Source organism: Paenibacillus sp. FSL R7-0128 (genome assembly GCF_038002245.1).
Lineage (GTDB): Bacteria > Bacillota > Bacilli > Paenibacillales > Paenibacillaceae > Paenibacillus_AQ > Paenibacillus_AQ silagei.
In genome coordinates, this window is sequence record NZ_JBBOCD010000001.1 from 5486477 (window position 1) to 5501963 (window position 15487).

Here is a 15487-nt window from a genome sequence, read left to right on the forward strand (position 1 = left end):
CCCTACCTTGACAGTTGTTTGCCTTGCTCCCGCTCCGCGAGCGGAGAAGGTGGAATAAGGCTTCCCCACTGCCCGGGTTTAGCGCCCAGCTCCAGAAGAAGCGTGCCTCCTCCGGCGATTTCTTCATGGCGGACCCAGGCGCGGTTCAGCTCCTGTCCGTTCAGCGAAGCAGACAGAATATACCTTTTGCCGGAACCGCTGCCTTCTCCTATAGTCTCAATCGTCAGAGGAACCGGGTTCTCCTTCGCTCCCAAGAGCAGGGTCGTCCTATTGAACAATGGAGGAACAAGAAAATAAATATCTTGACCCATCAAAGGGTACAAACCCATAGCAGAACAAATGAAGAAGGCACTCTGGCAGCCCATATCCTCGTTATCCCCCAATCCGTCACGTTCAGCCCGGAAGTATTGATCCAGGCATTCCCGTACCCGGTCAGCCGCCCGGTCCGGCCTGCCCGCATAGATATATAGATAAGGAATATGCAGCATCGTTTCCTTGGAGTTATAGAAGCCCCCGTCAAAAAAATAATCTAAATGCCGGACAAAGGCCTCCGCTCCCCCATGCCGTTCAACAAGTCCATAAAAATCATGATGGGTGCTGAACGACCATTGCAGACTGGTGCCCTCGTAGAAATACGGATCATTCCATGAATCCGGCAGACAGGATTCCGGGTCAAATGACGTTACCCATTCCCCGCCGGACAGCCGGGGCGCAAAACACTTCAGATCCTCGCGCCACAGATTCCATAGCTTCTCCGAGCTTGTATAATAGTCCTCTGCCGTCTTCTCCTGCCCAAGCTCCTCGGCCAGACGGCCGATGCACCAGTCCTGATAGGCATATTCCATATGGCGGGACACAGAGTTCTTCTTCACATCCGTGGACAAGTAGCCTAAGGAATGGTAATCCTGCAGATGACGGCCATAGAGCCAGGTGTCCGGGGACTGCACCTCATTATTCTTGCGCATCTGCTTGAGGGCCTTCGCGTAGTCGATGCCCTCCAGCTTCTTCAGCGCCGCTTCACAGAACAGAATATCGGCAGAGCTTCCGCCTTGGATCATGGCGCTATGCCCCATGATCCAGGCGTCCGGCAGCCAGCCGGTATGGTCCGCGATGTCCAGCAGACAATTCAGGATATCTACTTCAAGCTGCGGGTCGAGCAGTGTAATCAACGAATTGGCATTCCGCACACTGTCCCAGAGCGCATACAGGTCGGTGTAATGCCGTACCCCTGATTCCCAGGCGAAATTCTCATCATCTACTCCGAGGTCACTCGGCATACAGAACAGACGGGTCATCAGGGTATAGAACAGCCGGGTATGCTCCCCGCTTCCCCCTTCCACTGTGACTCTGCTGAGCTTATCCTCCCAGATGTCACTGGCCGCCTGGCGGATGTCATCAAATCCGGAAGCTGCCTCCCGTTCTACACTGGCCCTGGCCTTGCCGACACTAACATATGAGATGCCAGTCTTCGCCACCAGGACTCCGCAATCGCCGAAGCTAAGGGAAGCCTTGCAGTTCGCGCCATCTACAGACGGCCCTTGGCGTACTCCGCCCGCATCCATCAGCATATGGCTCTGTATTGGCTGATCGAAGCGGATATAGAAGTACACGGAATAAGGGAATTCGTGTCCCCAGCCCCCGCGCAGGTCGCAGCGGCCTGCCAGCTCATATTCGGACAGAACTTCAATATAACCCCCGGTCGAGACTCCGGTGGTCTTGCCGGGTTCATCCCCGCCAACCTGAATCACCGCCCCGGCATCAATCAGCAGGCCTGCCGATTCATCCACCGGATAGCTGTAACGGTGGATTCCGGTCCGCATCGTGCTGGTCAATTCAGCCTGGATGGCGGCAGGCAGCAGCTTCACGCTGTAATATCCGGCTTCGGCATGTTCATCCCCCTTCTCATAAGGGTCCAACTGAAACCTCGGCATTCCGGTATAGGGGGTGAAGCCGACATTGCCATAACGCCCGCCGCCACCGGTTCCGCTGACATGCGTATGACTGAACCGGATAATCGGCCGCGAGCTGTCGTAGCCGTGGGATAGGTGCGGCGGCAGGGTATCCGGTCCAAGCCTTACGATACTGTTCGGCAGATAAGGCCCGCACAGGCAGTTATTCTCCCCGTCCACCCCGATGAACGGATCGACATGATCCACTCTTCTTTTGCTCAAATTAAGCCCTCCTTCCTTACCATGAATCCGCTCCCTCTACCAAAAGATTTCAGTCTCTCCCTTGAGCTTCAGCAAGGCCTCCAGGAAGAAATAGTCGCCGTAAATGATCGGCACCTCGACTTCGGCACCAGCCGGGAAGCTGCCGGTTCCCTTGGTAATGAGCGCCTCTTCCGCCGGATCTTCCGGCGCGTAGTGGCGGAACAGCGATTCTGTAATGGCACTTCCGAGCTTCAGGTACCGGTCGGCTTCTTCGCCCTCCAGCAGGTAAGCTATCTCCAGCATTCCGCTGGCCGCGCAGGCAGCAGCCGTTGAATCCTTGGCCCATAGCTGATCGGCAGGCGCGCGGAAATCCCAGGGAGGCACCAGATCCTCCGGCAGCGCAGCAACGAAGTAATCCGCTGCCGCTCTAGCGGCATTCATGAACCGGATATCACCTGTATACCGGTACCCGATCGCGAATCCGTAGATCGCCCAGGCCGATCCGCGCGACCAGGCGGAATCCGGACTATACCCTTGTCCGCCCAGCGCCTCAATCCGCTCTCCCGTCTCGGGATCGAAGCGGACGATATGATGCACCGAGCCGTCCTCCCGGATGAATTCCCGCAGCGCCATCTCCGAATGGGCGACAGCGATGTGACGATACCGCGGGTCCTGTAGTTCCCCGCTGGCCCAGTACAGCAGTCCAAGGTTCATCATGCAGTCGATGATCGCCAGACCTTCACTGCCTTCATGCAGCCAGGCACGGATGAAATTCCCCTTGAGATTGAACCGGCTGGCCAGATGACTGGCAGCGATCAGTCCTCTTCTCCGGGACAGCCTGTTACCGGTGAGCTTGTAATCAGCAACCGCTGACAGACTCCAGAGGAAGCCGTTATCGTGGTGGAGCTGTTCATACTCCTGAAGCGGCACATCCAGCTGCTCCTCACAGCTCTCGGCAATGCGCCGGTATTCCTCATCGCCTGTGGCCCGGTAAGCCAGCCACAGAATGCCCGGCCAGAATCCGTTGGTCCAGCAATCCGGGTCACGCGCATCATATTGTCCTCCGTAGGTGGCATTGGGGAAGGTGGCTCCGATCCGGCTCCGTGTACGGCTTAATTTGTGCTGGGCATAGTCCCAGGCTTCGTTGATCCAAGTCTCCATAACTTCTAGGTCTTCCTTTCTCGTCTACAAATTAGAGGGCAGGACGTCCGGAAATAACGGACCTCCTGCCATCCTCGCACTGTCAGTTATTGCGCTGCTTTCCAGGCATCAATCTGGGTCTGCAGTTCGGTCTTGACCTTCTCAATGCCAGCCTTCTTCAACTTCTCATTGCGTTCCGCAAGCATTTTGGCAGGGTCAGGAATAGCACCCGTGCTTGCGGCCCGGTATTCACCGATGACCGAGGTAAGCTGGGTAATCTCGTTCTTCACCGGCGATTCGTCGAAGACGAAGCCTAACAATGGAGAGCGTTTGGCCTCATCATTGAATTGCTTCCAGCTTGTATACAGATCATCCGGCTGGCCCGGCTTCAGATAATTGATCAGCTGATTGCCGACCACCCAGAACAGGGCAGAGCTGCCATACCCGGAATCGGCAATCGGCTCGATCCGGTTCTCGCTGATCTTCTTGTAATGGGTGCCTTCGATGCCGTTAACGAACAGGTTCACAGCATACGGATCAGTATGCAGCGCATTCAAGACCATCATAGCCCGCTCAGGGTCCTTGGAGGTGCGGGAGATGGAGAACATGGATCCGGCCGCAAGATCCGTAGTGACGATAGGCTCCTCAATTACCTTGGACACGAAATCATATTTATTGTCCGAGGCGATTTTCAACTCAATATCCGCGCCCGGCTTCCAGACCGCCTGCTGCATCCAGATCTTGCCCTGCTTGCGCAAGTCGCCGATCTCCGTCGTTGTAGTCGCCGCATCGCTGTTGATGTAACCCTTCTCGTAATAACTGCGGTTCAGCTCATACTCCGCTTGGGCAATGGAGGAAATCTCCGGATCAATGACTGACTTAATCTGGATGTTATCTGTATTTGTGTAGTCATAGAGGAATAAAGGAATCTTGTTGGGCGTCGGTCCGATGGCGCGGAAGTTCGAACGGGTCTCATACATCATCCCTTCGCCCGACTCCTTAATGAAATCCAGGATCAGCCCCGGCTCCTTCTCCTTCAGCAGCTTGAACCAGGGTTCAAAGTCTGACATTGTCTTAATATCCTCAATCGGAATATTATATTTGTCGATGATATCCTTGCGGTACGTGTAAGCCTTGCCTTGGGTAATCTCTTTGTTGGTTGGAATGCCGTACAGCTTTCCTTTGTAGCGCGGAGCCTCCAGATAGATCGGATTCAGGTTCTCCGAGATGCCCTGCCCGTATTTGGCCAGCAGATCATCCAGATCGAGGAATGCGCCCTTGGCCACATTGCCGAAGAAATTAAGCCAGGAAGCGGTAAATACAAGGTCCATCGGTTCTCCGGCATTGAGCATCAGCTCGGTCTTCTGCTTGTATTCGCTGGAGGCAATCGGCTGAAGATCCACGGTGGCATTGAATTTCTCTTTGAAATATTCACTCAGCTTAGCTTCGACCAGTGCGTCATCCCGCTGCGGCGCCCCAAAGTAGATGATGGATACCTCGTATGGCTTCAGTGCTTCCGCACCACCGGCAGGCTCCGCACTGCTCGTGCTATTCGTAGCGGCCGCGCCGCTTGAAGCTGAAGGTTCGGCAGAACCCCCGTTGTTACCGCCTGAGCACGCTTGCAAGGATAACGCCAGAACCAGAAGAATCGCCGTGAATAGCGGTCTGCGCCCTTTTAACTTTGTCATATTAACCCTCCCCTAGATGATTATGCTTCTATATAGAACGGCAGGCAGCCTGTGCTGATGCCGGTTCCACCACGCTTTAGCCTTTTACTGCCCCGACCGTCAGGCCTTTGACAAAATACTTCTGAAAGAACGGATACGCAATTAGAATGGGTCCCATCCCGATCACCGCCATCGCCATCTGCAGGGATTCGTTCGGAAGATTCTTCATCATATTGGGATTCTGGGCAGCCAGCTCCACATTATTGCGCAGGTACTGCACATCGTTGAGGACACGCATCATCAGATACTGCAGCGGATACTTATCCTCGCTGGTGATATACAGCAGCGCATTGAACCAGTCGTTCCAATAGCCGATGGTACTGAACAGGGCCATGGTCGCCAGGACCGGCAACGAGAGTGGCAAAACGATCCGCAGGAAGATTCTCAGCTCCCCCGCACCGTCAATTCTGGCCGATTCGATCACCGCAGGATGAATGGTCGTCTGGAAGAAGGTCCGCATAATAATGACGTTGAACGGCACAATCAGCATGGGCAGAATCAGCGCCATATACGAATCCTTGATATGCAGCGCTTGTGTATAGATCAGATATCTGCTGACCATTCCTCCATTGAACAGCATCGTGAAGAACAGGAAGAAGGTAAACACATTACGGAACGGATAATCCGCACGCGAGATGGGATAAGCATACATTGCCATAAGCAGCACGCTAAGCGCTGTACCTGCAATAGTGATGGTGATACTCACGCGATATCCCGACACAATCGTCATCCAGTCCTTGAAGATCGACTCATAGGCAATGAAGGACCACTTATTCGGAATGAAGCTGTACCCCTGAGTCAGAATGGACTGCCCGTCTGTGAAGGAGACAATGATCACAAGCAGAACAGGCAAAAAGCAAAGGAGTGAGAGGATCACAAAGGCCAGATTTAAAAGTACATTTGACAATGCGGAGTTTCCGCCGATCGAGCTGCTGGTGTCATTCGCCATGATGATTCTCCTTTGATTAGAATAGTGCCTGTTCCCGGTCAATCCGTCTGACCATACTGTTGGTGGCAATGACCATAATGAAGCCCACCACCGATTGGACCAGCGCCGTTGCTGAGGACATTCCGATATCATTCAATTGCATCAGGGCGCGGTAGACATACGTATCCACGGTATCTGTTACCGGATACAGCGCTCCCGAATTCATGGGCACCTGGAAGAACAGTCCGAAGTCAGAGTTGAAGATGCTGCCCATGGACAGAATCGTCATAATAATGATGACCGGCCGGATAAAAGGGAGCGTGATATGCGTAATCTGCTTCCACTTGGAAGCCCCGTCAATCAGCGCCGCCTCGTAATATTCCGGATCGATTCCGGCAATCGCCGCGATATAGATCACTGCGCCGAAGCCCGCATGCTTCCAGGCGTTGACAAACACCAGAATGTAAGGCCAATATTCCTTCTCCGAGTACCAGAAGACAGGGTCTTGTCCGAAGGCCTTAAGCACTGTGGCATTGATGAAGCCGTGATCCGGCTGCAGGAAAGCGTATACGAGATAACTCACCACCACCATGGACAGGAAGTGCGGCAGGATGATGAAGCTCTGGTACACCTTCGCCAGCAGCCGCCGCCGGATCTCATTGATGGCTACCGCAATCGATACCGACAGCACCAGGTTCATAATCATGAAGGTCAAGCTGTACAGAAGTGTGTTTCTTACAATTCTCCACATATCCCCCGAGGAGAACAGGAACTGGAAATTATCAAAGCCTACCCAGGGACTGCCCCAAATCCCGTCCAGATAATTCACATTCTTGAAGGCAATAAAGATGCCGAACATCGGCAGATAGCTGTGCGCCAGCAGGACAAGCACCGCTGGCAGCAGCATCAGTGTCAGCGCCTTGTACTTCCACATGGCATGGATAAAGCTTGAGAATCCGGTGGTTCTACTCATGTCCATTACTCCTTTCATGGACTAATTATAGAACCATCCTGCCACCGCTTCGATGATGGATTCCCGTAAAAATGTGATCTTTTATCACTCAGTTGCCGGCAGGTTCGGTCTTCGTCCGGCGCAGCGGCAAGGTAATGATCGCCCGTGTCCACCCCACCCCGGTTCGCTCATAGGTTAATCCGTAGGCCTCGCCGTAATGGAGCTGGATACGCTGGTGCACGTTGCGGATGCCGTAGCCTCTTGCACTATGCTCTTCCCGCAGGATGGCGGCAAGCTCCTCCAGATCTACCGGCAGATGCCCGTTGTCCTCGACGATGAAGCGGAGTGTTCCTTCCGCTTGAACAGCAGATACCCGGATTTCTCCTTCTCCGTCCATCCCGCGTACGCCGTGAAGAATGGCATTCTCGATCAGCGGCTGGATAATGACCTTGGGCGTCTCATAGTCCCTCAAGGTATCATCAATCTGCCAACAGACCTCAAAGGTACCCGGATAACGTTTGGTTTGCAGCCGGGTGTACGCCTGGGCATGCTCCAGTTCTTCCCCGGCCGTAATCATGGTCCGGCCCCGGCTAAGTCCGATGCGCAGCAGCATGGACAAGTCCCTGACCATCTCTCCCACCTCGCCGTTTCCGCTATCCAGCGCATACCAGTAAATCGAGTCCAGGGTATTGTACAGATAATGGGGGGTAATCTGGGATTGGAGCATCAGCAGCTCATATTCCTTCTGCTTCAGCTTCATCCCGTAATTTTCTTCAATCGAATGATCCAGCCTGCGGGTCATTTTCACGAATGATCCCTGCAGAATGCCGAATTCATCATGCCGGAGCGGCTCCTCGGATAACGGCAGCTTGATGCCGGGCTCATAAATTTTCATCACAGAGACGAGCTTCACGACCGGCTTGACGACAAGTCTTACCAGATAGAGAACAAACATCAGGACAAAAGCCAGAAAAACAAAGGAGATGAGCACCAGCAGCTTTTGAAACCAGACTTGCTTGCCGGTAATGGATGCCAGCGGGATTTTGTACAGTAACCGGGTGTGGAATCTGGAGCTGTCCGAATACGCATAGAGCCACTCCTCCCCGCCTTCCTGGGCGAAGGTATAGCCGTAAGCGGCGTCCGGTTCGGTGCTCTTGCCGATCTCGGCCGCAGAAATGCTGCCTGACCCGGTGGACATCAGCAGCTCCCCGTTATCATTGAATAAGAAGGCGCCGGCCGCAGCAGGCAGCTCCACCGAGACCATATCCCGGGTCAGCATCACCTCAACCTTATGGACGACCAGCAGCCCGATCACCTCGTTATAATTCCGGGGGTTCAGAATACTGCGCATGAAGGAGACCGTCCGCTCGCCCGTCGCTGAAGGAATGACGCGCAGCGCCCCTGCGCCGCTGACATCCATCTGCTTGACCATCACGTCCGGCAATCCGCTGTTCACCTGGTCCAGATATTTGAATCCTTTGGTCTTGTGGGACAGATCGAACGGTGTATCCCTGCGCTCAATGTTCTTCATATATATCGCATATTCCGTGCCGCCGGTAGACCAGCTCTCCAGAATATTGTCAGCCTGCTGGATTTCATTCAGGGTATCAATTCCCGTCCAGAAGCTGTACCCTGCCGGATTGCTAAAAAAATGATTATCCAGCAGCGTGATCGTCCGGTCATTGATCGCCGATATCGTTTTGTCCAGCGTGACATGATTCTGCTTCACCAGCTGCAGGGTGGTACTGCCGACCTCTTCCTTGATCGTGTGAAGCGCCACATACGCTGAAATCCAGCCCACCACCAGGAACGGGAGCACGATGCAGAGCAGGAAGGCGAGGATGACTTTATGTTTGAGCTTGAGTTTAAGTTTGAGTTTAGGCTTCAGCCCGGTCCCCTCCTCTGGCCTGTTTGCGGAATTCTGCCGGAGTGAGGCCCAGCACCCGCTTGAACATCCGGCTGAAGTGCTCCGGTGATTCGTACCCTACCGCATAGGCAACCTCATACCGTTTCTTGTCGGTAGCAATCATAAGGCGCTTGGCCTCTTCCATCCGCAATGCGGTCACATAGTCCCAGAGGTTGGTTTTCATATCACGCTTGAAAATATAACCCAGATGGGCGGCGCTGAAATGCACCTCCTCGGAAATATCCTGGATCTTCAGCGCCGGATTCCGGTAATGGTTCTGGATGTAGCTTGTAATCCGTGAGATTACACTCGGGTCTCCGGCCGGGTCCTGCGGCGGCGGCTGTTGCGCGGAATCCGGCAGCTGCTGCCCTCTGCTGAGATGCTCCTGCATGGCGATATCGCCATAATAGAACACCTTTTGCCCGGGATGAACGCTGCTCCGCCCGGCAGCCGTATCCGCTTCTTCCAGCAGGCCGGGAAGTGTGGAGACCCCCCCGCCAAGAGTGCTGAGTCCGATAATCGCCTCCGCATTCAAATGCTGCTTCAGGTTCATGGCGATCATCTGCCCGATCATCTGGATCTGGGAGTGCACTCTAATCTGGGGATCTCCCATATCTTCAGCGGACAACTGGATGATGCTGATGATCGAATGGCCGAAGCCGTTGAAGGTGATGCCATCCCATTCGGCTAACGTTTCGTTCATAATATTGAGAGCCGCATATTTCAGCAGCTTGCGGTCATGCAGCGTAACCTGCTGGCGGCTGAATCCGGCCTGGCTGTAATCTATACGGATGGAGATCACTCCGAAATAGGGCCCTTGCAGCAGGCCGCCCAATTCGCCGGTGATCTCTTCAATATCCTGCGGCGACAGATTCCGCTCGGTGACCAGCTCCATCAGCCACTCCTCGCGCCGGGAATGCTCCTGGATGTGCTTGTGCTCCCCCTGCGCGCTTTTCCCCGGAAGCTCCTTCTGGGTTAATGCTTTGCGGACTACCCGCAGCAGTTCCGTCCGCTCCACCGGCTTCACCAGATAATCCTTGGCTCCCAGCCGGAGCGATTTTTTGGCGAAATCAAACTTCTCATGGGCCGAAATGACAATCACCGGAACATTCCACTGCTCCATATAGATATTCTCCATTAATTCAATGCCACTCATCCGGCCCATCTGGATATCGGTCAGCACCAGATCGAAATGGTCCATCCGCAAGTAGTCAATCGCTTCAAAGCCATTGATGGCCGTCTCCACCTCCGTGATGTTCAACTCCGAAGTGAGCAGGAAGTTTCGGATCCCTGCACTCACTCTCGGCTCATCATCCACAACGAGAATTTTATACATGATGTCCCCCTCTTTCGATTGCCAATTCATCGCCAGGCAGCTTCAGGTTCTTCTGTGTACCACAGTACACTTGCAATAAATAAGCGTAGATGATCTATTTCCGCTTTTCTGTGATCTATTTCCGCATGTTGTGCTGCCAGCTTCTATTCGTCCCCCGTTTCATAGATATAGCCCCTCTACACCCCTAGTATAGATCACATATTTCCTGTAATTCATCATGGATAAGTGATAGTAACTCTTTTATGCTACCTTTGCAAGCGTTTTCATATAAAAGAAAGGAGAGCCGGGTTAACGATATTTCATTATGAGGAGGTTCTACGATGTTCATCCGAAGTCCATTCCCCCAGAGGTTTAACAAGTTCGTATCTGTAAGCCTCAGTCTGTTGTTAATTCTATGCAGTGTTGCTCTGTCCCCCCGGCCTGCCGCCGCTGCTGTCGCTCCCTTGCCGGGTCCCGCTCACCCTCTCTTGTACGATAATTTCGCCGGCGGAGGCGTGTTCAAGCAGAACTGGACCAACTGGTTCAATCAGAGCGGCGGCAGCGGAACCTTCACCAAGACCACCCAAGGCACCCGCACCATTGGAAAATTCACACAAACCCCAAGCTCCTCCTCCTCCTGGGCCAAGTTTCAGCCAATGAACGAGACCTTCGACCTCTCAGGCTACCGTTATATGAATCTGTCGCTGAACAATGCAGGGTATGCCCAGTCCCTCATTCGTGTCGTGATCAGCGACGGGATTACCAATTACAATCTGACCGGGGGTTATGTTCCCGCCACGGCTGCCTGGACCGATCTGCAGTTCGATCTCGATGCCTTGTCGCCCAAGATTCAGAAGAAGAAGGTGAAGCTGGAAATCTGGCTGCGACAAGGCGGCGGGACTTACGGCGAGATGCTGGTCGATGATATTGTGTTCACTACAGCATCCAGCGGGTCCGCTCCCCAGCTAAGCCCGGCAGGGATGACAGCCAATACGGACGGCAGCTACAACCAGAATACGGATTTTACCTTTGAAGCCGTCTATACCGATGCAGATAATGAAGCCCCCTTCGCTGTTCAGGTCATTATCGATGATACCGCCTATGTAATGCGTGAATCCGACCCAGCAGATGTAACCTATACGGACGGCAAAAAATATAGCTTCCTAACGAAGCTGCCGGCAGGCGCTCATACCTACTATTTTCGCACCACCGATACAACCTCCGATGAAGTCGCTACCAGTGTCCAGGCGCTGAGTGTTGTCCAGGTCTCCTCCGTAATTGATATTGCTGTGAGTCAGGCCGGATATAGCGCAGGTGATATCAAGAACGCGAAATTCATCTCGGACACCACGGTCACAGATGCCACTTATGAAATACTGGATGGAACTAACGTAGTCTACTCCGGCACGATGACCTATGAGGGTCTGCACTGGAACAAGCATGTCTACGCTATCGGCTTCACCCCGCTCACAGCTTCCGGGAACAATTATAGAGTACGGAGCAATCAGGTGTATTCTTATCCTTTTGAGATCGCTCCGAACCTGTGGGATCAATATAAGGATGAGATGACCGCCTTCTACCGGCTGCTGCGCGCCTCGGTCGCGACCAGCGATGCTTATCCTGCGGGGTACAGCAGTGTAGCGCCTTCAGCCAAGCTCTACCACGGGGCAGGCCATCTGGATGATGCGCAGTCTGCGGACGGCCTGACTCATTATGATCTGACCGGCAGCTGGTATGACGCTGGAGATTACGGCAAATACGGCGGCAACCAGTGGGTCGGCGCGGAGATCGCCCTGGCCTATATCCGTTATGCTGACCATAACAGTGTAAAGTATGATAACGACAGCAACGGGATTCCTGACCTGGTGGACGAAGCCGTCTTCGGCAGTGAATATCTGATCAAGTTCGCGGATCAGCTCGGCGGAGAGATGTACAATCTCAGGAATAACGCCTCATTCGTCCATCCTGAGAAATCCACCGACAATGTCTCCGGCACCGCCGATGACCGCAAGCTGACGGACCTGAGTGTCGGCGGCTCGGCCAAGTCAGCAGGTACGCTTGCCGCCACCGCACGCGCGATCCGTACAGCGATTGACGAAGGAGATATCGCATCCGCTCAACTTGCAGAGCTAACGGAATTCGCTGAACAATGTGAGAGCGCGGCGGTAATCTTTTATGAATATGTGGTTGCCCATCCTGACGGACCTATCGGCTCTTATTCCACGAGAGGCGGGATTCCCAATTCCAAGCTGCTGGCGGATGTTGAGCTCTACCTGCTGACCGGCGAAGCCAAATACAAGAATGCTGCCACCGCTACAATTAGCGCACTGACCCTGGGCGACATCTCCTCCACTAACTACTGGGATATGAGTCCGATGTCCATGGCTGAGTTCTATCCGGTTGCCGATGCCGCCACACAATCTCATATTCATAGCCTGCTGAAGGGGCAAGCGGATTACTTCCTCTCCATGACCGATGATACCCCGTACGGGGTGCTGAACCAGTTCAAAAACTTCGGGGTGAACGAGCCTCATGCCTCTTACCTGGGCGATCTGCTGCGGTACTATGAATTATTCGGTGATCCGGCAGCGCTGCAAGGGGTGCTGAAGGGGATGTACTGGGTGTTCGGAGAGAATCCGTGGAATATCAGCTGGGTCTCCGGCATCGGCACCCATCATGTGATGTTCCCGCATACCCGCTACAATGAGGAATCCAATACGCCGGGAGACACCGGGATTATTCTTCCGGGAGCGATGGTCAGCGGGCCTAATATGAAGGACCCCAAGAACAAGAGCAGCATAAGCCCGTGGTATCAGGACCGCTCCCTCTACCTGGATGATACGAACCAGTGGCGGTATAACGAGTTCAGCATCAGCATTCAGGCCGGATTACTCTACACTGTTATGGGCTTGAGCGCTACTCCGGGAACAGGTGCGGATGTTGCCTCTGTGCCGCCGGCCCTGCCGGTCCTCTCGCCTGTGATTGGAGAATGGGTGCGCGGCAATGTAACGGTATTCGCGCGTGCGGGCGAGGAGCTGAGTCAGGTCGAATATGCGGCTACCGGCTTGCCCTATCAGCCGATGACGGTCTCCGGTAACGTGTATTCCACAGTGAGTGGCGCGGTCTACGCTGCGGTCATTGATGAGAGCCAATCCTTGCCTTACACGAATAAAAGAGTCGATGTCCGCGCCAAAGACCCATCCGGCGGGTACACCTACAGCTCCACACATTACACTGTAGCTCCGGCGCTGCCGGACCCTTCCACTCCGCTGCTCTATGATGATTTCGGAGGCGGCGGCTTCTGGGGCGGTTCAGCGGCCAACACCACCTGGGTCAACTGGTATAATCAAAATGGCGGCACGGGAACGTTCACCAAGCTTACTGCCGACGGACGCTCTGCGGGCCAATTCGCCCAGACGCCGGCCAGTGTGAATTCTGCGGCCAAGTTCCAGCCTTGGAACGATGTGGTCGATCTGAGCGGCTATCAATATCTGAATATTACGCTGAAGAATCCTGCCTCTCCTGATCTCAGGACCCGGATTGAGCTCAGTGACGGCAAACGAACCTACAATCTGACCGGCGGCTGGTTCGAGGTTCCATCCACTTGGAGTGATCTGCAATTCGATCTCAATGCCCTGACACCTGCCATCGATAAACGGACGCTCAAGATGTCCATCTGGCTGAAACAAAACACCGTCACTCCAGGCCAAATGCTGGTTGACGAGATTAAAGCGACCAACAAAATCAGCGGAAGCGCACCCACCCTGACCGCAGGCGGCGTAAATCACACTACCGGCACCACACAGACGGACTATACCTTCACTGTCACTTATACGGATGCCGACAATCAGGCCCCGTTCGCTATGGAGTTGATTCTGGACGGCGTCGTCCGCACCATGCAGCCTGCCAATCCAAGTGACAATAATTATGTGGACGGCCGAATCTATCAATATACTACCAAGCTGTCCCCGGGCCAGCATTCCTATTATTTCCACACCACCGACACCTTCACCGATGCAGTAAGCACCGGGGTGCAGAGTGGTCCTGAGGTTAGTGAAGGACAGTAGGAGTTGCGGGGTTCCGCGGAATTAGCGGAGAGCTGTAGGATTAGCGATGAGTACAGATTTAGCGAAGAGCCGTAAGGATATCCCACGCTTCAGCGGGAGAAAATATGCGAGTTTGAAGGCAGAATAGAGAAAGGATATACTATATTCATGTACAGCGGTGCAGTCTGACAGCGAAGTTACCAGGGTGCATCGCTGTAACATCGGGGCTATCACAGCTATAATCCACAGACTATTAGCAGGATGTCGGAGATTGGGACGATAGCGGATGAACGGAGGGAGTTCTATTATGAGCGATGAAGACATCATGTGGCTGACTGTTGATGATCCGCTGGCGAAGTCTGTTGTGCAGGCAATTCGTACAGGCGATGTGCCGGAGTTGACTCAATTACTTGCCGGAAACCCGGGGCTGGCTACAGCCCGAATTGCCGGGACTGAAGAGGGACGTGCAAGTAATGAAGGGACCGGCAGCGGGGAGACTAGCGATGCAGGAACCAGCAGCGTGGATCCTGACAATGCTAATAGCGGAGACGCTGGGGCAAACAGTGAGAACACTGGCGGCGGCACTGATCGCGGGATGTCCCGCACGCTCCTGCATATTGCTACCGACTGGCCGGGGCATTATCCCAACAATGCAGCGGTGGTTACCGCGCTGATTGAGGCAGGCGCTGAAGTGAATGCGCAGTTCAGCGGGGCGCACCGCGAGACGCCGCTGCACTGGGCGGCAAGCTGCGATGACATCGAGGTGCTCGACCTCCTGCTTGATGCCGGGGCCGACATCGAGGCCTCCGGCGCAGTCATCGCGGGCGGCACACCGCTGGACGATGCGGTGGCGTTCTCCCAGTGGAAGGCAGCGCACCGGCTGGTAGAGCGCGGGGCTAAGCCAGCGCTATGGCATGCGGCTGCACTGGGGCTGCTTGGCCTGATGGAGGCCCATTTCGCCGGTGAGTTGCTCTCCCGGCGTTATCCCTGGGGAGCTAGTGCTGCTTCAGCACCGGACGAGGTAACCGTTGCTTTCTGGTGTGCCTGCCACGGCGGACAGCGCGCCGCTGCCGAATACCTGCTCGCCCGGGGAGCCGATCTGACCTGGCGCTCAGCATGGGATGGCCTCACTCCCCTGGACGCCGCTCTGCGCAGCAACGCCGCTGAACTGTTGGAGTGGCTGCAAAGTCTGGGGGCCGAATCGGCACAACACTAGGTAACCTGGAATGAACTGATGGCCCCGGCCTTGTCTGAGAAGATAGGGCCGGGGCTATTTTGGGTGCACTTTTGCTCCTCATTTCCGCTCGCCGCCCACTTTCAGCC

9 protein-coding genes are annotated in these 15487 nt (G+C 54.5%); 2 read left to right on the top strand and 7 right to left on the bottom strand.

Annotation, left to right across the window (positions count from 1 at the left end; genetic code table 11):
• Positions 1-2 precede the first annotated feature (2 nt).
• The 7 genes from NST26_RS23095 to NST26_RS23125 all read right to left on the bottom strand — a co-directional run bounded on the left by NST26_RS23095 (position 3) and on the right by NST26_RS23125 (position 10139).
• The gene (locus NST26_RS23095) at positions 3-2171 is read right to left on the bottom strand and encodes a GH92 family glycosyl hydrolase (protein ID WP_340979833.1); all 2169 of its coding nucleotides are present in this window, start codon (positions 2169-2171) and stop codon (positions 3-5) included.
• 36 nt (positions 2172-2207) lie between these two features.
• Positions 2208-3311 carry a glycoside hydrolase family 88 protein gene (locus NST26_RS23100; protein WP_339310727.1) on the bottom strand — a complete coding sequence of 368 codons (1104 nt, stop codon included), beginning with the start codon at positions 3309-3311 and terminating at the stop codon, positions 2208-2210.
• 86 nt (positions 3312-3397) lie between these two features.
• On the bottom strand, positions 3398-4978 hold the full coding sequence (locus NST26_RS23105) for an ABC transporter substrate-binding protein (RefSeq protein ID WP_339310729.1): 1581 nt from the start codon (positions 4976-4978) through the stop codon (positions 3398-3400).
• 76 nt (positions 4979-5054) lie between these two features.
• Positions 5055-5966 carry a carbohydrate ABC transporter permease gene (locus NST26_RS23110; protein ID WP_209877464.1) on the bottom strand — a complete coding sequence of 304 codons (912 nt, stop codon included), beginning with the start codon at positions 5964-5966 and terminating at the stop codon, positions 5055-5057.
• 16 nt (positions 5967-5982) lie between these two features.
• Complete coding sequence (locus NST26_RS23115) at positions 5983-6918, bottom strand: ABC transporter permease (RefSeq protein ID WP_340979834.1); 936 nt, start codon at positions 6916-6918, stop codon at positions 5983-5985.
• 88 nt (positions 6919-7006) lie between these two features.
• Entirely contained in the window at positions 7007-8677 is a 1671-nt protein-coding gene (locus tag NST26_RS23120; protein WP_036724038.1) for a sensor histidine kinase, read from the bottom strand.
• 97 nt (positions 8678-8774) lie between these two features.
• Positions 8775-10139: a response regulator transcription factor gene (locus NST26_RS23125; RefSeq protein ID WP_339310736.1), complete on the bottom strand. Its 1365-nt coding sequence runs from the start codon at positions 10137-10139 to the stop codon at positions 8775-8777.
• A gap of 320 nt (positions 10140-10459) precedes the next feature.
• Here NST26_RS23125 and NST26_RS23130 point away from each other — a divergent pair, with 320 nt between their 5' ends.
• Together NST26_RS23130 and NST26_RS23135 are read left to right on the top strand one after the other, a co-directional pair.
• Positions 10460-14185: a glycoside hydrolase family 9 protein gene (locus tag NST26_RS23130; protein WP_339249995.1), complete on the top strand. Its 3726-nt coding sequence runs from the start codon at positions 10460-10462 to the stop codon at positions 14183-14185.
• A 286-nt stretch (positions 14186-14471) separates the two neighbouring features.
• Entirely contained in the window at positions 14472-15380 is a 909-nt protein-coding gene (locus tag NST26_RS23135; RefSeq protein WP_340979835.1) for an ankyrin repeat domain-containing protein, read from the top strand.
• Positions 15381-15487: the final 107 nt, after the last annotated feature.

What these genes read in the sequence shown, in the direction of transcription:
- NST26_RS23130 (WP_339249995.1), top strand. Translation starts at nt 10,460, where the DNA reads ATGTTCATCCGAAGTCCATTCCCCCAGAGGTTTAACAAGTTCGTATCT.
- NST26_RS23105 (WP_339310729.1), bottom strand. Translation starts at nt 4,978, where the DNA reads ATGACAAAGTTAAAAGGGCGCAGACCGCTATTCACGGCGATTCTTCTG.
- NST26_RS23100 (WP_339310727.1), bottom strand. Translation starts at nt 3,311, where the DNA reads ATGGAGACTTGGATCAACGAAGCCTGGGACTATGCCCAGCACAAATTA.
- NST26_RS23125 (WP_339310736.1), bottom strand. Translation starts at nt 10,139, where the DNA reads ATGTATAAAATTCTCGTTGTGGATGATGAGCCGAGAGTGAGTGCAGGG.
- NST26_RS23115 (WP_340979834.1), bottom strand. Translation starts at nt 6,918, where the DNA reads ATGAGTAGAACCACCGGATTCTCAAGCTTTATCCATGCCATGTGGAAG.
- NST26_RS23135 (WP_340979835.1), top strand. Translation starts at nt 14,472, where the DNA reads ATGAGCGATGAAGACATCATGTGGCTGACTGTTGATGATCCGCTGGCG.
- NST26_RS23110 (WP_209877464.1), bottom strand. Translation starts at nt 5,966, where the DNA reads ATGGCGAATGACACCAGCAGCTCGATCGGCGGAAACTCCGCATTGTCA.